Source organism: Streptomyces deccanensis (assembly GCF_022385335.1).
In the GTDB taxonomy this organism is placed as follows: domain Bacteria; phylum Actinomycetota; class Actinomycetes; order Streptomycetales; family Streptomycetaceae; genus Streptomyces; species Streptomyces deccanensis.
Genome location: NZ_CP092431.1, coordinates 2,735,351 through 2,759,335, shown reverse-complemented (window position 1 = coordinate 2,759,335; position 23,985 = coordinate 2,735,351). Strand labels below are relative to the sequence as shown.

General features: G+C 70.5%; 19 protein-coding genes. 17 read left to right on the top strand and 2 right to left on the bottom strand.

The features are described from left to right. Nucleotides 1-128: 128 nt before the first annotated feature. Nucleotides 129-683: a beta-class carbonic anhydrase gene (locus L3078_RS12310; RefSeq protein WP_239753482.1), complete on the bottom strand. Its 555-nt coding sequence runs from the start codon at nucleotides 681-683 to the stop codon at nucleotides 129-131. Nucleotides 684-1,038: 355 nt separating this feature from the next. On the opposite strand from L3078_RS12310, the gene rsmH reads away from it, so the two are divergent. The 16 genes from rsmH to L3078_RS12230 all read left to right on the top strand — a co-directional run bounded on the left by rsmH (nucleotide 1,039) and on the right by L3078_RS12230 (nucleotide 18,980). Then, complete coding sequence (rsmH, locus tag L3078_RS12305) at nucleotides 1,039-1,995, top strand: 16S rRNA (cytosine(1402)-N(4))-methyltransferase RsmH (protein WP_239753481.1); 957 nt, start codon at nucleotides 1,039-1,041, stop codon at nucleotides 1,993-1,995. Between the two features lie 16 nt (nucleotides 1,996-2,011). After that, on the top strand, nucleotides 2,012-2,644 hold the full coding sequence (gene ftsL / locus L3078_RS12300) for a cell division protein FtsL (RefSeq protein ID WP_239753480.1): 633 nt from the start codon (nucleotides 2,012-2,014) through the stop codon (nucleotides 2,642-2,644). After that, a complete protein-coding gene (locus tag L3078_RS12295; protein ID WP_239753479.1) occupies nucleotides 2,641-4,617 on the top strand; it encodes a peptidoglycan D,D-transpeptidase FtsI family protein in 1,977 nt (658 codons plus the stop codon). Before ftsL ends, L3078_RS12295 begins: the two co-directional genes overlap by 4 nt. Nucleotides 4,618-4,679: 62 nt before the next feature. Continuing rightward, nucleotides 4,680-6,353: a UDP-N-acetylmuramoyl-L-alanyl-D-glutamate--2,6-diaminopimelate ligase gene (locus L3078_RS12290; RefSeq protein ID WP_239753478.1), complete on the top strand. Its 1,674-nt coding sequence runs from the start codon at nucleotides 4,680-4,682 to the stop codon at nucleotides 6,351-6,353. 4 nt (nucleotides 6,354-6,357) lie between these two features. After that, nucleotides 6,358-7,773 (top strand): UDP-N-acetylmuramoyl-tripeptide--D-alanyl-D-alanine ligase, encoded by a 1,416-nt coding sequence (locus L3078_RS12285; protein ID WP_239753477.1) that lies wholly within the window; start codon nucleotides 6,358-6,360, stop codon nucleotides 7,771-7,773. Then, nucleotides 7,770-8,843, top strand: coding sequence for a phospho-N-acetylmuramoyl-pentapeptide-transferase (mraY, locus tag L3078_RS12280; RefSeq protein ID WP_239753476.1), 1,074 nt, complete (start codon nucleotides 7,770-7,772; stop codon nucleotides 8,841-8,843). The genes L3078_RS12285 and mraY overlap by 4 nt, the downstream gene beginning before the upstream one ends. Further along, nucleotides 8,825-10,261, top strand: coding sequence for a UDP-N-acetylmuramoyl-L-alanine--D-glutamate ligase (murD, locus tag L3078_RS12275; protein ID WP_239753475.1), 1,437 nt, complete (start codon nucleotides 8,825-8,827; stop codon nucleotides 10,259-10,261). The genes mraY and murD overlap by 19 nt, the downstream gene beginning before the upstream one ends. A gap of 88 nt (nucleotides 10,262-10,349) precedes the next feature. Then, a complete protein-coding gene (ftsW, locus tag L3078_RS12270) occupies nucleotides 10,350-11,699 on the top strand; it encodes a putative lipid II flippase FtsW (protein WP_239753474.1) in 1,350 nt (449 codons plus the stop codon). A 6-nt stretch (nucleotides 11,700-11,705) separates the two neighbouring features. After that, nucleotides 11,706-12,800 carry an undecaprenyldiphospho-muramoylpentapeptide beta-N-acetylglucosaminyltransferase gene (murG, locus tag L3078_RS12265; protein ID WP_239753473.1) on the top strand — a complete coding sequence of 365 codons (1,095 nt, stop codon included), beginning with the start codon at nucleotides 11,706-11,708 and terminating at the stop codon, nucleotides 12,798-12,800. Nucleotides 12,801-12,825: 25 nt separating this feature from the next. Then, nucleotides 12,826-13,623, top strand: a complete 798-nt coding sequence (locus L3078_RS12260) for a cell division protein FtsQ/DivIB (protein WP_239753472.1) — start codon at nucleotides 12,826-12,828, stop codon at nucleotides 13,621-13,623. A 279-nt stretch (nucleotides 13,624-13,902) separates the two neighbouring features. Then, a complete protein-coding gene (ftsZ, locus tag L3078_RS12255) occupies nucleotides 13,903-15,096 on the top strand; it encodes a cell division protein FtsZ (RefSeq protein ID WP_086804504.1) in 1,194 nt (397 codons plus the stop codon). Then, nucleotides 15,093-15,857 (top strand): peptidoglycan editing factor PgeF, encoded by a 765-nt coding sequence (gene pgeF, locus L3078_RS12250; protein WP_239753471.1) that lies wholly within the window; start codon nucleotides 15,093-15,095, stop codon nucleotides 15,855-15,857. The genes ftsZ and pgeF overlap by 4 nt, the downstream gene beginning before the upstream one ends. A gap of 5 nt (nucleotides 15,858-15,862) precedes the next feature. After that, nucleotides 15,863-16,582 (top strand): YggS family pyridoxal phosphate-dependent enzyme, encoded by a 720-nt coding sequence (locus L3078_RS12245; RefSeq protein ID WP_239753470.1) that lies wholly within the window; start codon nucleotides 15,863-15,865, stop codon nucleotides 16,580-16,582. 129 nt (nucleotides 16,583-16,711) lie between these two features. Beyond that, the gene (locus L3078_RS12240; protein ID WP_239753469.1) at nucleotides 16,712-17,353 is read left to right on the top strand and encodes a cell division protein SepF; all 642 of its coding nucleotides are present in this window, start codon (nucleotides 16,712-16,714) and stop codon (nucleotides 17,351-17,353) included. 60 nt (nucleotides 17,354-17,413) lie between these two features. Continuing rightward, a complete protein-coding gene (locus tag L3078_RS12235) occupies nucleotides 17,414-17,710 on the top strand; it encodes a YggT family protein (RefSeq protein WP_033528111.1) in 297 nt (98 codons plus the stop codon). Between the two features lie 46 nt (nucleotides 17,711-17,756). Further along, on the top strand, nucleotides 17,757-18,980 hold the full coding sequence (locus tag L3078_RS12230; RefSeq protein WP_239753468.1) for a DivIVA domain-containing protein: 1,224 nt from the start codon (nucleotides 17,757-17,759) through the stop codon (nucleotides 18,978-18,980). A 276-nt stretch (nucleotides 18,981-19,256) separates the two neighbouring features. On the opposite strand, the gene ileS is transcribed toward L3078_RS12230, so the two are convergent. Further along, nucleotides 19,257-22,400, bottom strand: coding sequence for an isoleucine--tRNA ligase (gene ileS / locus L3078_RS12225; protein WP_239753467.1), 3,144 nt, complete (start codon nucleotides 22,398-22,400; stop codon nucleotides 19,257-19,259). 649 nt (nucleotides 22,401-23,049) lie between these two features. Here ileS and L3078_RS12220 point away from each other — a divergent pair. After that, a complete protein-coding gene (locus tag L3078_RS12220; protein WP_239753466.1) occupies nucleotides 23,050-23,979 on the top strand; it encodes a TraR/DksA family transcriptional regulator in 930 nt (309 codons plus the stop codon). Nucleotides 23,980-23,985 lie beyond the last annotated feature (6 nt).

The window sequence follows — 23,985 nt, the reverse complement described above, 5'->3', positions numbered from 1 at the left end:
TGTCCGCGATATGTCAGGTTCGCGGTGTTTTGCGGGGTGGGATGCCAGCAGATTGACAGGAAACCAGGGCTGCGCGGAACCGCCCTCGGGCGGTAGGAGGGCGGTTCCGGCCGCGCGGTTCGACGGGATCAGGCCGCGTCGACCGCGTCGATCTCCCGGAGCAGACCGGTCTTCACATCGAAGACGAACCCGCGCACGTCGTCGGAGTGCAGCAGGAACGGGTTGGTGCGGATCCGTTGCATGGACTGCCGTACGTCCTGGTCCACGTCCCGGAAGGACTCCACCGCCCAGGCCGGGCGCTGGCCGACCTCGGCCTCCAGCTCGGTGCGGAAGTCCTCGGTGAGGGACTCCAGGCCGCAGCCGGTGTGGTGGATGAGGACGATGCTGCGGGTGCCGAGCTTGCGCTGGCTGATGGTGAGGGAGCGGATCACGTCGTCGGTGACCACGCCGCCCGCGTTGCGGATGGTGTGACAGTCGCCCAGCTCCAGGCCGAGCGCGTCGTGCAGGTCGAGGCGTGCGTCCATGCAGGCCACGACCGCGACACGCAGGACGGGGCGGGCGTCCATCCCGGGGTCGGAGAACGCGGCGGCATAGCGCTGGTTCGCCTCGACGAGGCGGTCGGTGACGGTGCCGTCGGATATGGCGCCTTCGGGGCCGGTGGGAACTGCTGCGGAGGTCGTCATGGACAAGACGGTACTGGTCACGGCCGCTGAGGGCGCTCTGTGAGAGAGGACAAAGAACGTCATTGAGCCTTGTTGTGAGGTAACCCACAGGAGTGGCGGGATCACGACCGTACGGGTGATTTCGACGTATTCACGGCTTCGAGCGGGGAGCGCCGCGACGCGCAGGCCGGTTGATTGACCGCGCAGGACCGTGGACTAAAGTGACGCCGAGCGGGAGGCCGGGGCAGAACGGGAACGTGACGACAGGCCCCGGGCGCCCCGCTGGACCGAAACCCAAGGAGAACCGGCGAGAGCTCGGCGTCTCCCCGCGTGCGCGGCGCGTACGTGCGGCTCGCGCCGGACCTGAGAGGGCCCCTTGAGCAACAGCCGCCACGTCCCCGTCATGCTCCAGCGCTGTCTGGACATGCTGGCCCCGGCCCTCACGGCGCCCGGCGCGGTGGTGGTCGACTGCACGCTCGGCCTCGGCGGCCACAGCGAGGCGCTCCTCACCCGGTTCCCCGAGGCACGGCTCGTCGCCCTCGACCGGGACAAGGAGGCCCTGCGTCTCTCCGGCGAACGCCTCGCCCCCTTCGGCGAGCGCGCCACCCTCGTGCACGCCGTCTACGACGAACTCCCCGACGTGCTCGACCGCCTGGGCCTCCCGCGCGTCCAGGGCGTCCTGTTCGACCTCGGCGTCTCGTCCATGCAACTCGACGAGGCGGACCGGGGCTTCGCGTACGCCCAGGACGCCCCCCTCGACATGCGGATGGACCAGACGACCGGCATCAGCGCCGCCGAGGTCCTCAACACCTACGCCCCCGGCGAACTCGTCCGCATCCTCCGGGCGTACGGCGAGGAGAAGCAGGCCAAGCGGATCGTCTCCGCGATCGTGCGCGAGCGCGCCAAGGAGCCGTTCACCAACAGCGCCCGCCTCGTCGAACTGATCCGCGACTCCCTGCCGCAGGCCGCCAAGCGCACCGGCGGCAACCCCGCCAAGCGCACCTTCCAGGCCCTGCGCATCGAGGTCAACGGCGAACTCACCGTCCTGGAGCGGGCGATCCCCGCCGCCGTGAAGGCCCTCGCGGTCGGCGGCCGGATCGCCGTGCTGTCGTACCACTCGCTCGAGGACCGGCTGGTGAAGCAGGTGTTCGCGGCCGGAGCCGCCACCACCGCCCCGCCCGGACTGCCCGTCGTCCCCGAGCGCTATCAGCCGAGGCTCAAGCTCCTCACCCGTGGTGCCGAACTTCCCACCGAGGAAGAGGTCGCCGAGAACCGGCGCGCCGCCCCCGCACGTCTGCGCGGGGCGGAACGCGTGCGGGAGGACGTCGAATGAGGAGTGCGTGGGACGCGTGAGCAGGAAACCCGAACTGAGGGGCCGGGCCGCCCGTCTCGCGCGGCTGCTGCCCACGAGGCCCAAGGGAGCCGCCCGCACGCCCTTCGTCCTGCTGGTCGTCCTCCTGCTGGGCGGCGGCCTCATCGGCCTCCTCGTGCTGAACTCCGCGCTCAGCGAAGGGTCGTTCAAGCTCGACGACCTCCAGGACGACGTGAAGAGCTACACCGACGAGGAACAGGCGCTCCAGCGCGACGTGGACGCCTACTCGGCGCCCGACGCCCTCCAGCGCCGCGCCCGCGAGCTGGGCATGGTCCCCGGCGGCGACCCGGCCTTCCTGAACCCCGACGGCACGGTGAGGGGCGTCCCGAGCGCCGCCCAGCAGTCCGTGGCCCGGATGCCGCTCGTCCTCGCGCCCGAGATCCTCGACCCCGGCCCGCCGGTGAGCCCGACGCCCTCCGGCAGCCCCACGCCCGCCGACTCCCCGACGCCGACATCTACCTCGACGCCGACATCGACCTCGTCACCGACATCGACCGACCCCGAGCCGCTGTCGCACGCGCGGACCCCGGAGCCCTCGGGCCCTCCCACGCCGACCCCCACCACCCCGCCCGTACAGCCCACCCAGCTCCCGACGACCCCCGGCAGGTGACGGAAGTGGCCGACTCAGGCAGGCAGCCCCCGCGCCGCCGCGTACCCGGGCCGGCCCGGCCCGTACGCCCCGGCGGCCAGCAGCGCCGACCGGGCCCCGGCGCCCGCCCCTCCGCACAGCGCCGCCCGTCCAGGCCCTGGCAGCCGCCGGGGCGCACCATCCGGCTGGGCAGCCCCCGCCCCCGGCTGCGCATGGTGAGCCTCGCGCTGACCCTGGTGATGATCGCCTTCGTCGTACGGCTGCTCCAGGTGCAGGCCGTCGACGCGAGCGAGTACGCGGCCAAGGCCGACCAGAACCGTTACGTCGGCCGGGTGCTGGCCGCCGAACGCGGCGGGATCACCGACCGCAACGGCGTCGCCCTGGCGATCAGCACCGACGCCAACGACATCACGGCCGACCCGACGATGTTCACGCGCGAGCAGCTGAGGATCGACGACGGACCCGAGCAGGCGGCCGCGCTCCTCGCGCCGATCCTCGGCGCGGACCAGGAGACGCTCGCCGAGAAGCTCCGCACGAAGAACACGCGCTACGTCCTGCTCGCCCGCCGCCAGACCCCCCAGGTCTGGAACCAGATCAGCGATCTGAAGACCGCGCTCGTCAAGCGGGCCGCGGACGAGAAGGGCACGGTCAACGTCCTGGCCGGCGTCTTCCAGGAGCCCAGCAGCAAGCGCGTGTACCCCAACGGCGACCTCGCCGCCGGGATACTGGGCTGGGTCAACGCCGAGGGCAAGGGCGGCGGCGGCATCGAACAGCAGTGGAACAGCCGCCTGTCGGGCAAGGACGGCAAGATCCGCTACGCCCAGTCGGGCGGCCGGCTGGTGCCCACCGCGGGCTCCACCGAGACCCCCGCCGTGGCCGGCTCCGACGTCGAGCTGACCATCGACCGCGACATCCAGTGGGCCGCGCAGAACGCCATCACCGAGCAGGTGAAGAAGTCCCAGGCGGACCGCGGTTACGTGATAGTGCAGGACACCCGCACCGGCGAGATCCTCGCCATGGCCAACTCACCCGGCTTCGACCCCAACGACCTCACCAAGGCGAACCCGGACGCGCTCGGCAACGCGGCCCTCCAGGACGCCTACGAGCCCGGCTCGACCGCCAAGGTGATGTCGATGGCCGCCGTGCTGGAGGAGAACGTCGCCACCCCGGAGACCCACGTCACCGTCCCCAACCGGCTGCACCGGGGCGACCGGCTCTTCAAGGACGACATCGACCACCCGACCTGGTACCTGACGCTCAACGGCGTCCTCGCCAAGTCCAGCAACATCGGCACGATCCTCGCCACCGGCGAACTCGGCCGCAACCAGGCGGAGTCCAACAAGATCCTCCACTCCTACCTGCGCAAGTTCGGCATCGGCAGCTACACCGGCCTCGGCTTCCCGGGCGAGACCAGGGGCATCCTCGCCGCGCCCGGCGACTGGTCGACCTCGCAGCAGTACACGATCCCTTTCGGCCAGGGCGTGTCGATCAACGCCATGCAGGCGGCCTCCGTCTTCTCGACGATCGCCAACGGCGGCGTACGCGTCGAACCGACCCTCGTACGGGGCACCAAGGGACCGGACGGCCGCTTCACCCCCGCCCCCAAGCCCGGCAAGACCCGGGTCGTGAGCGAGAAGACGGCGAAGACCCTCGCCCGGATGCTGGAGTCCGTCGTGGACGACGAGGAGGGCACGGGCACCAAGGCGCGCATCCCCGGCTACCGGGTCGCGGGCAAGACGGGTACGGCCAACCGTGTGGATCCGGCCACCGGCAGATACCGGGGCTACACCTCGTCGTTCGCCGGGTTCGCGCCCGCCGACCAGCCCCGGATCACCGTCTACTGCGCGATCCAGAACGCCACCAAGGGCAACTACTTCGGCGGCCAGATCTGCGGACCCATCTACAAGGAGGTCATGGAGTTCGCACTGAAGACCCTCCAGGTGCCGCCCACCGGGGCCAAGCCCGCGAACCTGCCCGTCACCTTCGCTCCCTGACCCGCCTCCTGCCCCCACCCTGATCCGCCCGCTGATCAGCGCAACCAGCCAGGAACCCACTCGTGACCATGATCACTCCCGACCCCGGGAACCACACCCCCGAGCCCCGCTCGCACAAACCCTCGCTTCGCTCCCGTGGGGGTGCGCCCGGTACGCTCACCGCCGTGCCACACGCTGATCAGTCCCAAACCACCCAGAAGGACGTTCCCGTGACATATCCGGGACCGCCCAGGCCGGCCCACGTCTCCGCCACACCCCTCGCGGAACTCGCCGGTCAGCTGGGTATCGAGCAGCCGACGAGCGCGGACGCCGTCCAGGTCACGGGCATCACCCACGACTCGCGCGCCGTCCGCCCCGGCGACCTGTACGCCGCCCTGCCCGGTGCCCGTCTGCACGGAGCCGACTTCGTGGACCAGGCGGTCGGCCTCGGTGCCGTCGCCGTCCTCACCGACCCCAGCGGCGCCGAGCGCGCCGCCGCGGCCGGGCTCCCCGCCCTCGTCGTGGAGAACCCCCGCGCGCGGATGGGCGAGCTGGCGGCCACCCTCTACGGACGGCCGGGCGCCGACCTGCTCCAGATCGGCATCACCGGCACCTCGGGCAAGACCACCACCGCGTACCTCGTGGAGGGCGGACTGAAGACCGTCCGCTCCACCGGACTCATCGGCACCGTCGAGACGCGCATCGGCGACGAGCGCATCAAGTCCGAGCGGACCACCCCCGAGGCCACCGACCTCCAGGCCCTCTTCGCCGTCATGCGCGAACGCGGGGTGGACTCGGTCGTCATGGAGGTCTCCAGCCACGCCCTGGTGCTCGGCCGGGTCGACGGCTGCGTCTTCGACGTGGCGGTCTTCAACAACCTCAGCCCGGAGCACATGGAGTTCCACTCCGACATGGAGGACTACTTCCAGGCGAAGGCGCGGCTCTTCACCCCGGAGCGCAGCAGGCTCGGCGTCGTCAACCTCGACGACGAGTACGGCCGCCGGCTGGTCGACGAGGCCACCGTCCCGGTCGTCACCTTCTCCGCCGAGGGACACCCCGACGCCGACTGGCGCGCCGAGGACGTCCGGGTCGGGCCGTTGGACTCGACGTTCACCGTGGTCGGACCCAAGGGCGAGCGGATCGCCGCCAGGTCGCCGCTGCCGGGCGCCTTCAACGTCGCCAACACCCTGGCGGCCGTCGCCGCGCTGGCCGTCGCGGGGATCGACCCGCAGACCGCCGCCGACGGCATCGGCGCCGTACCGGGCGTGCCGGGCCGGCTGGAGCGGGTGGACGCCGGGCAGCCGTACCTCGCGGTCGTCGACTACGCCCACAAGACGGACGCCGTCGAATCGGTCCTCAAGGCGCTGCGCAAGGTCACCGAGGGCCGCCTGCACGTCGTGCTCGGCTGCGGCGGCGACCGGGACACCACCAAACGCGGACCGATGGGCGCCGCGATGGCCCGGCTCTCCGACACCGCCGTACTGACCTCCGACAACCCCCGCTCCGAGGACCCCCTCGCGATCCTCGCGACCATGCTCCAAGGCGCGGCGTCCGTGCCGGCCCACGAGCGCGGCGAGGTCCTCCTCTTCGAGGACCGGGCCGCCGCGATCGCCGCGGCGGTGGCGCGCGCCCAGCCGGGCGACACCGTGCTGGTCGCGGGCAAGGGCCACGAGCAGGGCCAGGACATCGCCGGCGTGGTCCGTCCCTTCGACGACCGCCAGGTGCTCCGCGAAGCTATCCAGCAGACCCAGGGATGAACTTGTGATCGCCCTCTCTCTCGCCGAGATCGCAGAAGTCGTCGGCGGGCAGACGCACGACATACCGGATCCGTCGGCGCTGGTCACCGGACCGGTCGTCCGGGACTCCCGCGAGGTGGGGCCCGGCAGCCTCTTCGTCGCCTTCGCGGGCGAGCGCGTGGACGGCCACGACTTCGCGGCCGCCGTCGTCGAGGCGGGCGCGGCCGCGGTGCTGGCGTCCCGTCCCGTCGGTGTGCCCGCGATCGTCGTGACCGATGTGCAGGCGGCGCTCGGCGCCCTCGCCCGGCACGTCGTGCGCAAGCTCGGCACGACCCTCGTGGCCCTCACCGGCTCGGCCGGCAAGACCAGCACCAAGGACCTGATCGCCCAGGTGCTCCGGCGCAAGGCGCCGACGGTGTTCACGCCCGGCTCCCTCAACAACGAGATCGGACTGCCCCTCACCGCGCTCAGCGCCACCGAGGAGACGCGTTTCCTGGTGCTGGAGATGGGCGCCCGGGGCATCGGCCACATCAAGTACCTCACCGACCTGACCCCGCCGAAGGTCGGCCTCGTGCTGAACGTCGGCACCGCCCACATCGGCGAGTTCGGCGGCCGCGAGCAGATCGCGCAGGCCAAGGGCGAACTGGTGGAGGCGCTTCCACCGGCGAGCGAGGGCGGCGCCGCCATCCTCAACGCCGACGATCCGCTCGTCCGGGCCATGGCCTCGCGCACGAAGGCGAAGGTCCTCCTCTTCGGCGAGTCCGGCGAAGCGGACGTACGTGCCGAGAACGTGACGCTCAACGAGGCCGGACAGCCCGTGTTCCGGCTTCACACACCCTCCGGTGCAAGCGATGTGACCATGCGCCTGTACGGTGAGCACCACGTGTCGAACGCGCTCGCCGCGGCCGCCGTCGCCCATGAGCTGGGCATGTCCGCAGACGAGATCGCCACCGCGCTCTCCGAGGCGGGCTCCCTCTCCCGCTGGCGCATGGAGGTCACCGAGCGCCCGGACGGCGTGACGGTCGTCAACGACGCCTACAACGCGAACCCCGAGTCCATGCGGGCCGCTCTGCGCGCGCTCGCGGCCATGGGCAAGGGGCGGCGGACCTGGGCGGTGCTCGGCAAGATGGCCGAGCTCGGGGACGAATCGCTCGCCGAGCACGACGCGGTCGGACGGCTCGCCGTCCGGCTCAATGTCGGCAAGCTCGTCGCGGTCGGGGGCAGGGAGGCCTCCTGGCTGCAACTGGGCGCATACAACGAGGGTTCGTGGGGTGAGGAGTCGGTGCACGTGTCCGACGCACAGGCGGCGGTCGACCTGTTGCGCAGTCAGTTGCGCCCGGGAGACGTCGTACTCGTGAAGGCGTCCCGGTCGGTCGGGCTCGAGAGTGTGGCGCAGGCGCTGCTCGACGGCGGCAACGAGGGTGAGGTTGCCGCGCGATGATGAATCAGATCCTGTTCGCAGGAGTCATCGGTCTCTTCCTGACCCTGATCGGCACCCCGCTGCTGATCAAGCTGCTGGCCCGCAAGGGCTACGGCCAGTACATCCGTGACGACGGCCCGCGCGAGCACGCCAGCAAGCGCGGTACGCCGACCATGGGTGGTATCGCCTTCATCCTGGCGACGATCGTCGCGTACTTCCTGGCCAAGGTGATCTCGGGCCAGCCGCCGACCTTCTCCGGTCTGCTGGTGCTCGGCCTGATGGGCGGCATGGGCCTCGTCGGCTTCCTCGACGACTACATCAAGATCGTCAAGCGCCGTTCGCTCGGTCTGCGGGCCAAGGCGAAGATGGCCGGCCAGCTGATCGTCGGTATCGCCTTCGCGGTCCTCGCGCTGCAGTTCCCGGACGCGCGCGACCAGACGCCGGCCTCCACCAAGCTCTCCTTCGTGCAGGACTTCGGCTGGTCCATCGGCCCGGTGCTGTTCGTGATCTGGGCGCTGTTCATGATCCTCGCGATGTCGAACGGCGTGAACCTGACCGACGGCCTCGACGGCCTCGCCACCGGTGCCTCCGTGCTCGTCTTCGGCGCCTACACCTTCATCGGCGTCTGGCAGTTCCAGGAGTCCTGCGCCAACACGCAGACCCTGACCAACCCGTCCGCCTGTTACGAGGTACGGGATCCGCTCGACCTGGCGATCGTGGCCTCCGCGCTGATGGGCGCCTGCCTCGGCTTCCTGTGGTGGAACACCTCGCCGGCCAAGATCTTCATGGGCGACACCGGTTCGCTGGCCCTCGGCGGCGCGCTCGCGGGTCTCGCGATCTGCTCCCGCACCGAGCTGCTTCTCGCGCTCCTCGGCGGCCTGTTCGTCCTCATCACCATGTCGGTCGTCATCCAGGTCGGCTCGTTCAAGCTGACCGGCAAGCGGGTCTTCCGGATGGCACCGCTCCAGCACCACTTCGAGCTCAAGGGCTGGTCCGAGGTCCTGGTCGTGGTCCGCTTCTGGATCATCCAGGGCATCTGTGTGATCGTCGGACTGGGCCTCTTCTACGCGGGATGGGCAGCGGACAAGTGACCGACTGGCAGGGCAAGCACGTCACCGTCGCCGGGCTGGGCGTCTCCGGAATCCCGGCGGCCAAGGTCCTGCACGGCCTCGGCGCGGTCGTCACCGTCGTCAACGACGGCGACGACGAACGCGCCCGCGCGCAGGCCGCCGACCTGGAGGCGCTCGGCATCACCGTGCGCCTCGGCGACGGCGCGACCCTGCCGGAGGGCACCGAACTCGTCGTCACCGCCCCGGGCTGGAAGCCGGACAAGCCGCTGTTCGCGGCGGCCCGCGCGGCCGGCCTGGAGATCTGGGGCGACGTCGAACTCGCCTGGCGGCTGCGGGACCTGGACGGCAGGAAACCCGCCCCCTGGCTCGCCGTCACGGGGACCAACGGCAAGACCACGACCGTCCAGATGCTCGCCTCCATCCTGACGGCGGCGGGCCTGCGCACGGCCGCCGTCGGCAACATCGGGGTCTCGCTCCTGGACGCGGTCCTCGGCGACGAGCCCTACGACGTCCTCGCCGTCGAACTGTCCAGCTACCAGCTCCACTGGGCGCCCTCCCTGCGCGCCCACTCCGCCGCCGTCCTCAACCTCGCCCCCGACCACCTCGACTGGCACGGCTCCATGGAGGCGTACGCCAAGGACAAGGGCCGCGTCTACGAGGGCAACCGGATCGCCTGCGTCTACAACGTCGCCGACAAGGCCACCGAGGACCTGGTGCGCGAGGCCGACGTCGAGGAGGGCTGCCGGGCCGTCGGATTCACCCTCGGCACGCCCGGCCCGTCCCAACTCGGCGTGGTGGAGGGCATCCTGGTCGACCGCGCCTTCGTCGAGAACCGGCAGAAGAACGCCCAGGAACTCGCCGAGGTCGCGGACGTGAACCCGCCGGCCCCCCACAACATCGCCAACGCCCTCGCGGCGGCCGCCCTCGCCCGCGCCTACGGCGTCCCCGCCGCGGCCGTACGGGACGGGCTGCGGGCCTTCACCCCGGACGCGCACCGCATCGCGCACGTCGCCGACGTGGACGGCGTGGCGTACATCGACGACTCCAAGGCCACCAACACCCATGCGGCGCAGGCCTCGTTGGCCGCGTACGAGTCGATCGTGTGGATCGCGGGCGGACTCGCCAAGGGGGCCACCTTCGACGAACTCGTCGCCGGCGCCGCCGGGCGGCTGCGCGGGGTCGTGCTGATCGGCGCGGACCGCGCGCTGATCCGGGAAGCGCTCGCGCGACACGCGCCGGAAGTGCCGGTTGTCGACCTCGACCGGACCGACACTGGGGCGATGCTCGCCGCCGTCCGCGAGGCGCGGACGCTGGCACGGACGGGCGACACGGTGCTGCTGGCGCCGGCCTGTGCGTCGATGGACATGTTCGTCAACTACAACAGGCGTGGGGACGCGTTCGCGGAGGCAGTGCGCGAACTGGCCGCCACGGACGGCTGACCCGGCCCGGCCTCGCCTGGCGGCGCCGGGTGACACTGGGAGGGACGCGTGACACGGAACTGGTCGGTCGGCGGCGAGGGCGCCCCCGATGCCGAGTAGCCGTACGAGCCGTGCGCCTCTCCAGCGCGTCACCCGGCGACCCCCCGTCTCCCGGCCGCCGCGCGAGAACCCCCTGCGGCGGCTGCACACACGGGCGCGCAAGGCCTGGGACCGGCCGCTGACCGCCTACTACCTGATCCTCGGCGGCAGCCTGCTGATCACCGTGCTGGGGCTGGTGATGGTCTACTCGGCCTCCCAGATCACCGCCCTGCAGAAGTCGCTGCCCGGCACCTTCTTCTTCCGCAAACAGTTCCTCGCGGCCTCGATCGGCACCCTGCTGCTGCTCGTGGCCTCGCGGATGCCGGTCAAGCTGCACCGCGCGCTGGCGTACCCGATCCTGGCCGGCTGTGTGTTCCTGATGGCCCTGGTTCAAGTGCCCGGGATAGGGCAGTCGATCAACGGCAACCAGAACTGGATCGCCGTCGGCGGCTCCTTCCAGATCCAGCCCAGCGAGTTCGGCAAGCTGGCGCTCGTGCTGTGGGGCGCCGACCTGCTGGCCCGCAAGGAGGACAAGCGGCTGCTGACACAGTGGAAGCACATGCTGGTGCCGCTCGTTCCGGTGGCGTTCATGCTGCTCGGGCTGATCATGCTCGGCGGCGACATGGGCACCGCAATCATTCTCACGGCGATCCTGTTCGGCCTGCTGTGGCTGGCCGGGGCGCCCACGCGGATGTTCGTGGGCGTGCTGTCCATCGCCGGACTCATCGGGTTCGTCCTGATCAGGACCAGCGAGAACCGTATGGCCCGCCTGGCCTGCATCGGAGCCACCGAACCCCGCACGGACGGCGCCGACTGCTGGCAGGCCGTGCACGGCATCTACGCCCTGGCATCGGGCGGAATCTTCGGCTCCGGGCTCGGTGCCAGTGTGGAAAAATGGGGCCAACTCCCGGAAGCGCACACCGACTTCATCTTCGCCGTCACCGGTGAGGAACTGGGCCTCGCGGGGACGCTGTCGGTGCTCGCCCTCTTCGCGGCTCTAGGCTATGCGGGTATCCGCGTGGCCGGGCGCACGGAGGACCCCTTCGTCAGGTATGCCGCGGGAGGCGTGACCACCTGGATCACCGCGCAAGCGGTGATCAACATCGGTGCGGTGCTCGGTCTGCTGCCGATCGCCGGAGTCCCGCTCCCGCTGTTCTCCTACGGGGGATCCGCCCTGCTTCCGACCATGTTCGCCATCGGGTTGCTGATCGCCTTCGCGCGCGACGAGCCCGCTGCGCGGGCGGCGCTTGCGATGCGGCAGCCCCGCTTTGGTAGAAAGCGTGGCGGCGGCCCTTCGGGGCCCGGGAGATGGAACACGATGCGACGGCGTGTCTCGGCACGTTCGTCCGGAGAGCGGTGAATTTCGGTGCATGTCGTACTCGCCGGTGGCGGAACCGCCGGTCACATCGAGCCCGCGCTCGCCCTCGCGGACGCCCTGCGCAGGCAGGACCCGACCGTGGGCATCACGGCCCTGGGCACGGAGCGCGGCCTCGAGACACGCCTCGTCCCCGAGCGCGGCTACGAACTCGCGCTGATCCCCGCCGTGCCCCTGCCACGCAAGCCGACCCCCGAGCTGATCACCGTGCCCGGCCGGCTGCGTGGCACGATCAAGGCGACCGAGCAGATCCTGGAGCGCACCAAGGCGGACGCGGTCGTCGGCTTCGGCGGCTATGTCGCCCTGCCCGGCTACCTCGCCGCCAAGCGCCTCGGGGTGCCGATCATCGTCCACGAGGCCAACGCCCGCCCCGGCCTCGCCAACAAGATCGGCTCCCGGTACGCCGCCCAGGTCGCGGTCTCCACCCCGGACAGCAAGCTCCGCGACGCCCGCTACATCGGCATCCCGCTGCGCCGCTCCATCGCCACCCTCGACCGGGCCGCCGTGCGCCCCGAGGCCCGCGCGCTGTTCGGCCTCGACCCCAACCTGCCGACCCTGCTGGTCTCCGGCGGCTCCCAGGGCGCGCGCCGCCTCAACGAGGTCGTCCAGCAGGTCGCGCCCTACCTCCAGCAGGCCGGGATCCAGATCCTGCACGCGGTCGGCCCGAAGAACGAACTGCCGCAGGTGCACCAGATGCCGGGAATGCCCCCGTACATCCCGGTACCGTACGTGGACCGGATGGACCTCGCGTACGCCGCGGCCGACATGATGCTCTGCCGTGCGGGCGCGATGACCGTCGCCGAACTCTCCGCCGTCGGGCTCCCGGCCGCCTACGTCCCGCTGCCCATCGGCAACGGCGAACAGCGGCTGAACGCCCAGCCGGTGGTCAAGGCCGGCGGCGGACTGCTGGTCGACGACGCGGAGCTGACGCCGCAGTGGGTGCAGCAGAACGTGCTGCCCGTCCTCGCCGACCCGCACCGGCTGTACGAGATGTCCCGCGCCGCCAGCGAGTTCGGCCGCCGGGACGCCGACGACCTGCTCGTCGGGATGGTGTACGAGGCGATCGCGTCGTCGCATCGCCGTTAGGACCGGGTGACGGAGGGCTGGAAGCGTGGCCGGAGCGACCACCGCCGAGCGCGGCGCGGACGAGGATCTGGATTCCGGCCCGCCGTCGCGGCGGCGGCTCCCCGGCCCCCGGGCGCTGATCGCCGCCGCGGTCGCCCTGGTCCTGATCGGGGGCGTCGCCGTCTGGGCCCTGTACGGCTCCTCCTGGCTGCGGACCGAGCGGGTCTCGGTGTCGGGCACCCGGGTGCTGACCGAGACCCAGGTGCGCGAGGCTGCCGCCGTGCCGCTCGGCGACCCGTTGATTTCCGTCGACCTCGACGCGATCGAGTCACGTCTGCTGCAGAAATTGCGTCGAATCGACTCGGTCGAGGTCACTCGCTCATGGCCCCATGGAATCGGGCTGAAAGTGAGCGAACGTACTCCGGTTCTGATTGTCGAAGCGGCAGGAAATTCGGGCAAGTACGTCGAAGTGGACGCGAAAGGTGTGCGTTTTGCCACGGTTTCACGCGCCCCGGAAGGCGTTCCCGTACTGGAATTGACGGTGTCCCGGTCCGGTTCGTCCGCCGCCAGTCTGCGGCGATTCGGTGAGGACCGGCTCGTGCGCGAGGCGGTGCGGGTCGCCGACGCGATTCCGGCCGCGATCGCGCGCGAGACGCTGGTCGTCAAGGTCCGCTCCTACGACGCCATCTCGCTGGAGTTGAGCGGAGCCCGTACGGTCGCGTGGGGGAGCGCGGAGAAGGGGCGCGCGAAAGCCCGCGCGCTCACCGCACTGTTGAAAGCGGCCCCCGGCGCGGCGCACTTCGACGTGAGTGTCCCCACCGCGCCCGCGTCATCAGGGAGTTGACGCACATCCGCGCAGGCCAGCACCCTGGTTGGGCACCGCTACGGCTGATCACATAGGGTGAAAAGAAAAACGGGAGGTTCGGCGTGTTCGTTGAACGTGCGCCACTTGTCGACTTAGTGTCCTGTTCGGAAGAGTCCAAGGAACAGTCACACTGGTAACCCTAAACTTCAGCGTTAGGGTTCGGGTCGGCGTTCGGACCGTCCCACTTCGGCATCAGTCGTCGGCTCGCGGGTACCCCGCGAAGCGGCGACACGTAACTCGAGGCGAGAGGCCTTCGACGTGGCAGCACCGCAGAACTACCTCGCAGTCATCAAAGTCATCGGTGTCGGCGGCGGTGGTGTCAATGCCATCAACCGGATGATCGAGGTCGGTCTCAAGGGCGTCGAGTTCATCGCCATCAACACCGACGCGCAAGCTCTGTTGATGAGCGACGCCGACGTCAAGCTCGACGTCGGCCGGGAACTCACCCGCGGACTCGGCGCCGGCGCCAACCCGGCCGTCGGCCGGAAGGCCGCCGAGGACCACCGCGAGGAGATCGAGGAGGTCCTCAAGGGGGCCGACATGGTCTTCGTGACGGCCGGCGAGGGCGGCGGCACCGGCACCGGCGGCGCGCCCGTCGTGGCCAACATCGCCCGCTCCCTCGGCGCCCTCACCATCGGCGTGGTCACCCGCCCGTTCACCTTCGAGGGCCGCCGCCGCGCCAACCAGGCCGAGGACGGCATCGCCGAGCTGCGCGAAGAGGTCGACACCCTCATCGTCATCCCGAACGACCGGCTGCTCTCCATCTCGGACCGCCAGGTCTCCGTGCTGGACGCGTTCAAGTCGGCCGACCAGGTCCTGCTCTCCGGTGTCCAGGGCATCACCGACCTCATCACCACCCCCGGTCTGATCAACCTCGACTTCGCCGACGTCAAGTCGGTCATGTCCGAGGCCGGTTCGGCCCTCATGGGCATCGGCTCGGCCCGTGGCGACGACCGCGCGGTGGCCGCCGCCGAGATGGCGATCTCCTCGCCGCTCCTCGAGGCCTCCATCGACGGCGCCCGCGGCGTCCTGCTCTCCATCTCCGGTGGTTCGGACCTCGGTCTGTTCGAGATCAACGAGGCCGCCCAGCTGGTCAGCGAGGCCGCGCACCCCGAGGCCAACATCATCTTCGGTGCGGTCATCGACGACGCCCTCGGCGACGAGGTCCGGGTCACGGTCATCGCGGCCGGCTTCGACGGCGGTCAGCCCCCGGCCAAGCGGGACAACATCCTCGGCTCGGCCGCGGCCAAGCGCGAGGAGCCCGCCCCGGCGCGACCCGCCGAGAGCCGCCCGTCCTTCGGCTCGCTCGGCAGCGTCAAGCCGAAGGAGGAGCCGGCGGCGCCCGCCCCGGAGCCGGTGAACGAGGTTCCGGTCGCCCCGCCGGTCCCGCCGTCCCGGTCCTACTCGGACAGCGCCGCCGAGGAGCTGGACGTGCCGGACTTCCTCAAGTGATAGGACAGCGCGAGAACGTGAGCGGCGCGCACTTCGCCTTCACCGACAGGTGGGGCGGGGTGAGCGCCGCTCCGTATGAGGAGCTCAATCTCGGCGGCGCGGTCGGGGACGACGCCGCCGCCGTGACGACCAACCGGGAGCTGGCGGCCAAGTCGCTGGGCCTGGAGCCCGACCGGGTCGTCTGGATGAACCAGGTGCACGGCGCGGACGTGGCCGTGGTCGACGGACCGTGGGGCGCCGGATCCGCCGCCGACTCCGGCCCCGACTCCTGCTCCGGCGCCGTCCCGGCCGTCGACGCGATCGTCACCACCCGGCGCGGTCTCGCGCTCGCCGTCCTCACCGCCGACTGCGTTCCGGTGCTGCTGGCCGACCCCGTCGCCGGGGTCGTCGCCGCCGCCCACGCGGGCCGGCCCGGCATGATCGCCGGGGTCGTCCCCGCGGCGGTACGGGCCATGACCGAACTCGGCGCCGACCCGGCCCGGATCGTCGCCCGCACCGGACCCGCCGTCTGCGGCCGGTGTTACGAAGTGCCCGAGGCGATGCGCGCCGAGGTGGCCACCGTCGAGCCGGCGGCGTACGCCGAGACCAGTTGGGGCACGCCCTCCGTGGATGTGTGCGCCGGAGTGCACGCACAGCTGGAGCGCTCCGGAGTGCGCGACCGGGAGCAGTCGCCGGTGTGCACGCTGGAGTCGCGCGATCACTTCTCGTACCGCCGCGACCGCGCCACAGGGCGACTCGCGGGATATGTCTGGCTGGACTGAGGGACATGACCGACCGTAAGGCACAACTCGCCGCGAACCTGGCGAAGGTGGAGGACCGCATCGCGGCGGCGTGCGTGGCCGCGGGCCGCAAGCGGGACGAGGTGACCCTGATCGTGGTCACCAAGACCTACCCGGCGAGCGATGTGCGGATCCTGTCGGAACTCGGTGTGCGCCACGTCGCCGAGAACAAGGACCAGGACGCGGCCCCGAAGGCGGCCGAATGCTCGGATCTGTCCCTTGTGTGGCACTTCGTGGGCCAGTTGCAGACCAACAAGGTCCGTTCTGTGGTGCGTTACGCGGATCTCGTGCAGTCCGTCGATCGTTCCAGGCTTGTCACGACTCTGTCGAAAGAGGCCGTTCGGGTCGGCCGTGAGGTGGGATGTCTCATCCAGGTCGCGCTCGACGCCGACGAGAGCGGCCGCGGGGAGCGAGGAGGTGTCGGTCCGGGCGGAATCGAAGAGTTGGCCGACCTCCTGGCGGAGTCGCCGGGGGTGCGGGTCGATGGTCTGATGACCGTGGCGCCGCTCACCGGGGAGTACGCCGGACGCCAACGGGCCGCGTTCGAGCGGTTGATGGATTTGTCGACCGACCTGCGCCGAGCCCATCCGGCTGCGAACATGGTCTCCGCAGGGATGAGTGCGGACCTCGAGGATGCCGTGGCGGCCGGAGCGACACATGTACGCGTCGGCACTGCGGTACTCGGAGTCCGTCCCGGGCTCGGGTAACGTCGCCAAGAAGTCGGACCACAGCAGAAAATATGGTCATTCCGTCGAGAGGCGGGCGCAACGACCTCGTGGATCGCGGGCACTTGGGAAGTCGTCAGTCGATCCACCACAGAGCGGAGGACTCAGAGCATGGCCGGCGCGATGCGCAAGATGGCGGTCTACCTCGGCCTCGTGGAGGACGATGGGTACGACGGCAGGGGATTCGACCCCGACGACGACTTCGAGCCCGAGCTCGACCCGGAGCCCGAGCGTGACCACCGCCGGCACGAGCCGGTGCACCAGTCACACCAGTCACATCAGTCCCAAAGGGATGAATCGGTACGAGTGGTGCAGCCCCCGGTGCAGCGTGAACCGGTGGCGCACGCCACTTCGCTCCCCGCGGAATCGGCGCGACCCGCCCGGATCGCTCCCGTGGCGTCCATCACACAAGAACGTTCGAGTCTGGAGAAGAACGCACCGGTGATCATGCCCAAGGTCGTGTCCGAGCGAGAGCCTTACCGGATCACCACGTTGCACCCGCGGACCTACAACGAGGCCCGTACCATCGGGGAACACTTCCGTGAGGGCACCCCGGTGATCATGAATCTGACTGAGATGGACGACACAGATGCGAAGCGACTTGTCGACTTTGCGGCCGGTTTGGTGTTTGGTCTTCACGGCAGCATCGAGCGGGTGACGCAGAAGGTGTTCCTGTTGTCGCCTGCTAACGTCGATGTCACGGCGGAGGACAAGGCCCGCATCGCAGAGGGCGGGTTCTTCAACCAGAGCTGAGACGTACGACCGGAAACAGCGGTAGAGCAACACGGAATTGGGGAGAGGGAAACACCGGACATGAGCGTGGTCTTGACGATCCTCTACATCGCGCTGACGGTGTTCTTCATCGTGTTGATCTTCCGGTTGGTCATGGACTACGTCTTCCAGTTCGCCCGCTCATGGCAACCCGGCAAGGCGATGGTGGTCGTTCTGGAGGCCACCTACACTGTCACCGATCCACCGCTCAAGCTTCTGCGGCGGTTCATTCCGCCGCTGCGTCTCGGGGGCGTGGCGCTCGACCTGTCCTTCTTCGTGCTGATGATCATCGTTTTCATCCTGCGTGCGGTGGTAGCCAGCGGGATGGGAGCGGTGTGAGAGATGCGGTCTTGCCGAATGCCGACGACTACGTTGAGGTGAAGAGATGCCGTTGACCCCCGAGGACGTGCGGAACAAGCAGTTCACGACCGTCCGCCTCCGAGAAGGCTATGACGAGGACGAGGTCGATGCCTTCCTCGATGAGGTCGAAGCCGAACTGACGCGCCTGCTCCGCGAGAACGAGGACCTGCGCGCCAAACTGGCCGCGGCCACGCGCGCCGCTGCGCAGAACCAGCAGAACATGCGCAAGCCGCCGGAGCCCCAGGACCAGCAGGGCGGCATGCAGCAGGGTGGCATGCAGCAACAGGGCGGTATGCAGCAGCAGGGTATGCGAGGTCCCGGTGGACCCGTACCCGCCGGCATATCGGGCCCGCCGCAGCAGATGGGGGGCCCCATGGGTGGCCCGCCCCAGCTGCCGAGCGGTGCTCCGCAGCTGCCCGCAGGCCCTGGTGGCCAGGGGCAGCAGGGTCCCGGCCCGATGGGTCAGGGACCGATGGGCCAGGGCCCCATGGGTCAGGGCCAGATGCAGCCGCAGATGGGCCAGGGCCAGATGGGCCAGGGTCCCATGGGCGGCCAGCCTCCCATGCAGCAGCAGATGGGCGGTCCGATGGGCGGCCCCATGGGTGGTCCGATGGGCGGCCCCGGTCAGGGTCCCGGCGGCGACAGCGCCGCGCGGGTGCTCTCGCTGGCCCAGCAGACCGCCGACCAGGCGATCGCCGAGGCCCGTTCCGAGGCCAACAAGATCGTCGGCGAGGCCCGCAGCCGCGCCGAGGGTCTGGAGCGGGACGCCCGTGCCAAGGCCGACGCCCTGGAGCGGGACGCGCAGGAGAAGCACCGCGTCGCGATGGGCTCCCTGGAGTCCGCCCGCGCCACGCTGGAGCGCAAGGTCGAGGACCTGCGTGGCTTCGAGCGCGAGTACCGCACGCGTCTGAAGTCCTACCTGGAGTCGCAGCTGCGTCAGCTGGAGACCCAGGCGGACGACTCGCTGGCCCCGCCGCGCACCCCGGCGACCGCGTCGCTGCCGCCGTCCCCGGCGCCCTCCATGGCTCCGGCCGGCGCGAGCGCCCCGTCGTACGGTGGCAACCCGGGCGGCATGGGTGGAGGCATGGGCGGTGCCCCGGCTCCGGCCGCGCCCTCCTACGGCGGTCAGCAGCAGATGTCTCCGGCCATGACCCAGCCGATGGCTCCGGTCCGGCCGCAGGGCCCCTCTCCGATGGGGCAGGCTCCCTCGCCGATGCGTGGGTTCCTCATCGACGAGGACGACAACTGACGATTACTGGTACGCCGTAGGCGTCGGCAGCGTTCAGGGCGGGGCCCCGGATTTTTGATCCGGGGCCCCGCCCTTTGTCGTGTGGGTGTGGGCGGATGTTCGACGTGTGCAACGCCGAAGGCCCGGGGCGCCGGATTTCTTCGGTGCCCCGGGCCTTCGTGGGTTGCCCGGTGGTGGGTGCTGGGCGGGGGTGGGTCTCGCTCACCAGCGCTTGCCCGCAGCTACGCATGGCAGGGCTGGGAGCTGACCGCGCCCCGTCAGGGGCGCGGGCAGGTGTCAGACCTTGCGCAGGCGGAACGTCAGTGTCAGGGGCTCGTCCGTGAACGGGGCGCCGTACGTGTCGTCGGCCTCGCCGGAGGCGAAGTCCGTTGCGAGGACCTCGTCCGCGATCAGGGGCGCGTGCTCGGTCAGGGCCGCGGTGACCGCAGGGTCGGTCGCCTGCCAGCGCAGGGCGATGCGGTCGGCCACGTCCAGGCCGCTGTTCTTGCGGGCCTCCTGGATCAGGCGGATCGCGTCACGGGCGAGGCCCGCACGGCGGAGTTCCTCCGTGATCTCCAGGTCGAGGGCGACCGTCGCGCCGGAGTCGGAGGCCACCGACCAGCCCTCGCGGGGCGTCTCCGTGATGATCACCTCGTCGGGGGCGAGGCTGATGGTCTCGCCGTCGACCTCGACCGTCGCCGTGCCCTCGCGCAGGGCCAGAGACAGGGCGGCCGCGTCGGCGTTCGCCACGGCCTTGGCCACGTCCTGGACGCGCTTGCCGAAGCGCTTGCCCAGCGCGCGGAAGTTGGCCTTGGCGGTGGTGTCCACCAGGGAGCCGCCGACCTCGGAGAGGGAGGCCAGGGAGCTGACGTTCAGTTCCTCCGTGATCTGCGCGTGCAGCTCGGGGTTCAGGGCGTCGAAGCCCGTCGCCGCCACCAGGGCGCGGGAGAGGGGCTGGCGGGTCTTGACGCCCGACTCCGCGCGCGTGGCCCGGCCCAGCTCGACCAGGCGGCGCACCAGGACCATCTGCTTCGACAGCTCGGGGTCGATCGCGGAGAGGTCCGCCTCCGGCCAGGCGGCCAGGTGCACCGACTCGGGGGCCCCCGGGGAGACCGGCACGATCAGGTCCTGCCAGACCCGCTCGGTGATGAACGGGGTCAGCGGGGCCATCAGCTTGGTGACCGTCTCGACGACCTCGTGCAGGGTGCGCAGCGCGGCCTTGTCGCCCTGCCAGAAGCGGCGGCGCGACCGGCGCACGTACCAGTTGGAAAGGTCGTCGACGAACGCCGAGAGGAGCTTTCCGGCGCGCTGGGTGTCGTACGCCTCCAGGGCCCCGGTCACCTGGTCGGTGAGGGCGTGGAGCTCGGACAGCAGCCAGCGGTCCAGGACCGGGCGGTCGGCCGGGGCCGGGTCCGCCGCGCTGGGCGCCCAGTTCGACGTGCGGGCGTACAGGGCCTGGAAGGCGACCGTGTTCCAGTACGTGAGGAGCGTCTTGCGGACGACCTCCTGGATGGTGCCGTGGCCGACGCGGCGGGCCGCCCAGGGGGAGCCGCCGGCCGCCATGAACCAGCGGACGGCGTCGGCGCCGTGCTGGTCCATGAGCGGGATCGGCTGGAGGATGTTGCCCAGGTGCTTGGACATCTTGCGGCCGTCCTCGGCGAGGATGTGGCCGAGGCACACGACGTTCTCGTACGACGACTTGTCGAACACCAGGGTGCCGACGGCCATCAGTGTGTAGAACCAGCCGCGGGTCTGGTCGATGGCCTCGCTGATGAACTGGGCCGGGTAGCGGGACTCGAAGAGTTCCTTGTTCTTGTACGGGTAGCCCCACTGCGCGAACGGCATCGAGCCCGAGTCGTACCAGGCGTCGATGACTTCCGGGACGCGCGTGGCCGTGCTGCCGCAGCCGTCCTGGGGGCAGGGGAAGGTGACCGCGTCGATGAACGGGCGGTGCGGGTCCAGCTCGGACTGGTCGGTGCCGGAGAGCTGGGACAGCTCCTCGCGGGAGCCCACGCAGGTGAGGTGGTTCTCCTCACAGCGCCAGATCGGCAGCGGGGTGCCCCAGTAGCGGCTGCGGGAGAGCGCCCAGTCGATGTTGTTGTTGAGCCAGTCGCCGAAGCGGCCGTGCTTGACCGAGTCCGGGAACCAGTTCGTCTTCTCGTTCTCCTGGAGGAGACGGTCCTTGACGGCGGTGGTGCGGATGTACCAGGACGGCTGCGCGTAGTAGAGGAGCGCGGTGTGGCAGCGCCAGCAGTGCGGGTAGCTGTGCTCGTAAGGGATGTGCTGGAAGAGGAGGCCGCGCTGCTGGAGGTCCTCGGTGAGCTTTTCGTCCGCCTTCTTGAAGAAGACGCCGCCGACCAGCGGGACGTCCTCCTCGAACGTGCCGTCCGGGCGGACGGGGTTCACGACCGGCAGGCCGTACGAGCGGCAGACCTTGAGGTCGTCCTCACCGAAGGCGGGGGACTGGTGGACCAGACCCGTACCGTCCTCGGTCGTCACGTATTCGGCGTTGACGACGAAATGCGCCGCTTCCGGGAACTCCACGAGTTCGAACGGACGTTGATAGGTCCAGCGCTCCATCTCGGCGCCGGTGAAGGTCTGGCCGGTGGTCTCCCAGCCCTCGCCGAGCGCCTTGGCGACGAGCGGCTCGGCGACGACGAGCTTCTCCGTGCCGTCCGTGGCGACCACATAGGTGACCTCGGGGTGGGCGGCGACCGCGGTGTTGGACACCAGCGTCCACGGCGTGGTCGTCCACACCAGGAGCGCGGCCTCACCGGCGAGCGGACCGGAGGTGAGCGGGAAACGGACGAAGACCGAGGGGTCGACGACCGTCTCGTAGCCCTGCGCCAGCTCGTGGTCCGACAGGCCGGTGCCGCAGCGGGGGCACCAGGGGGCGACGCGGTGGTCCTGGACGAGCAGGCCCTTGTTGAAGATCTCCTTGAGCGACCACCAGACGGACTCCACGTACTCGGGGTCCATGGTCCGGTAGGCGTCGTCGAGGTCGACCCAGTAGCCCATGCGGGTCGTCAGCTCGGTGAAGGCGTCGGTGTGCCGGGTCACCGAGTCGCGGCACTTGGCGTTGAACTCGGCGATGCCGTACGCCTCGATGTCCTTCTTGCCATTGAAGCCGAGCTCCTTCTCGACCGCCAGCTCCACGGGGAGGCCGTGGCAGTCCCAGCCGGCCTTGCGCGCCACGTGGTAGCCGCGCATCGTGCGGAAGCGGGGGAAGACGTCCTTGAAGACGCGCGCCTCGATGTGGTGGGCGCCCGGCATGCCGTTGGCGGTGGGCGGACCCTCGTAGAACACCCACTCGGGGCGGCCCTCGGACTGCTCCAGGCTCTTGGCGAAGATCTTCTGCTCGCGCCAGAAGTCGAGCACCGCGTGCTCGAGCGCGGGCAGATCGACCTGGGCGGGCACCTGGCGGTACGTCGGCTCTGTCATGAGCGGGCTTCCTCCAACGGACTTGCTGCCTTCCGTCGGAGGGACGAGAGCTTCGATCCTTCGAACGCCGTGTGCGGCGCGCTCCCGCGGTACCACCCTCCTTGGCTCCCCCGCGCGCCGTACGCGCCGGTGAACCCCCTCATTGAGGTCGCGATACCGGGTCTACTCGCCGCGCCCCACGGACTGCGCCATCGGGTGCGGGTTTCTTCCGGCGGCTCCGGGGTGATCTTCACATCGCGCTCGCCCCCGGGCTTCCACCGTCCCCGGGTCGCTCTGGGCTGCGTACGACGCTACTCGTCCCCATCCACGCTTCTCGCTCCGCCCAGTGTACGGCGCCGTACGGACAGCGGCCGACCGGTTTTCCGGAGGCCGGGGGCGCGCTGCGGCGGGGCTTTGGCCGGGTTTGTCGGGCGGGGGCGTGGTGACCTGCGGGATGACCCGAATGGAGCGGGTCGGGCGTCCGGATCCTGGGACGTCCGGCGCGGCGGAATACCCGGCGGGGAGCTGGGCACAACGCTTGCAGGCTCGTCGCGCGACGGTCGTGAGGCGGGTGAAATGAGTGGTCTGCCCCGTTGCCGCGGGACTCGGGTCGATTTATCGTCCCAGCACGATGCGCGTGCAAGATCACAATATGTGAAGGGGCGCGGCCATGGTGGCGAAGAAGACGGCCGTACCGCGGTCGGCGTCCGGCAGATCCACGGTGGCCTCCGGTGGTGGGGACGAGGGGCAGAAGGCCGCGGCGGTGAAGGCGGCAGGCAAGAAGAGGGTGGCGAAGAAGGCGGTGGCCGCGAAGGCATCGGCCACGAAAGCGGTGGCGAATAAGGCGGCGGCGGGCAGGAAAGCCGCAGCTGAGAAGTCCGTCGCCGAGAAATCCGTCGCCGGGAAGTCTCCCGCCGGGAGGTCGGGCGGCGGCAAGTCGGGCGGCGGAGGGTCGGTCGGTGGCGGCTCGGCCGGTGGCGGGTCGGGCGTCGGGAAGAGCGCGGCCAAGAAGGCGACGACGGCCAGGACCACGGCCAAGAAGAGCACCTCTGCGACGAAGAGCACGGTCAAGAAGGCGGGCGCGGCCGAGGCCGCCGAGACGACGGGAGCCACGACGGTGGTTGCGAAGAACACTCCTGGTACGGCTACGGCGGCGAAGAAGAAGCCCACCGCCGTCCCCAAGGCACGGCCCGCCGCGGTGGAGCCCGGCGAGCTCGCGGTACGCCCCGGTGAGGACCCCTGGAGCCCCGAGGAGGTGACCGAGGCCCGGACGGAGCTGCAGTCCGAGGCGGTGCGGCTGAGGACCGAGCTGGAGGCCTCCGAGCGGGCCCTGACGGGGCTGATGCGGGACTCCGGGGACGGCGCCGGCGACGACCAGGCCGACACCGGGGCCAAGAACATCACGCGCGAGCACGAGCTGTCCCTCGCCCACAACGCGCGCGAGATGCTCGACCAGACGGAGCGCGCCCTGGACCGGCTCGCCTCGGGCACCTACGGACTCTGCGAGAACTGCGGCAATCCGATCGGAAAGGCGCGAATGCAGGCGTTCCCCCGAGCCACCCTGTGCGTCGAGTGCAAGCAGAAGCAGGAACGGCGCTAGCGATCG

Bases quoted from the DNA above. Each gene is read 5' to 3' on its own strand.
- L3078_RS12310 (WP_239753482.1), bottom strand. From the start codon at position 683: ATGACGACCTCCGCAGCAGTTCCCACCGGCCCCGAAGGCGCCATATCC.
- mraY (WP_239753476.1), top strand. From the start codon at position 7,770: ATGATGAATCAGATCCTGTTCGCAGGAGTCATCGGTCTCTTCCTGACC.
- murD (WP_239753475.1), top strand. From the start codon at position 8,825: ATGGGCAGCGGACAAGTGACCGACTGGCAGGGCAAGCACGTCACCGTC.
- ftsW (WP_239753474.1), top strand. From the start codon at position 10,350: ATGCCGAGTAGCCGTACGAGCCGTGCGCCTCTCCAGCGCGTCACCCGG.
- L3078_RS12245 (WP_239753470.1), top strand. From the start codon at position 15,863: ATGACCGACCGTAAGGCACAACTCGCCGCGAACCTGGCGAAGGTGGAG.
- L3078_RS12240 (WP_239753469.1), top strand. From the start codon at position 16,712: ATGGCCGGCGCGATGCGCAAGATGGCGGTCTACCTCGGCCTCGTGGAG.
- L3078_RS12235 (WP_033528111.1), top strand. From the start codon at position 17,414: ATGAGCGTGGTCTTGACGATCCTCTACATCGCGCTGACGGTGTTCTTC.
- L3078_RS12230 (WP_239753468.1), top strand. From the start codon at position 17,757: ATGCCGTTGACCCCCGAGGACGTGCGGAACAAGCAGTTCACGACCGTC.
- ileS (WP_239753467.1), bottom strand. From the start codon at position 22,400: ATGACAGAGCCGACGTACCGCCAGGTGCCCGCCCAGGTCGATCTGCCC.
- L3078_RS12220 (WP_239753466.1), top strand. From the start codon at position 23,050: ATGGTGGCGAAGAAGACGGCCGTACCGCGGTCGGCGTCCGGCAGATCC.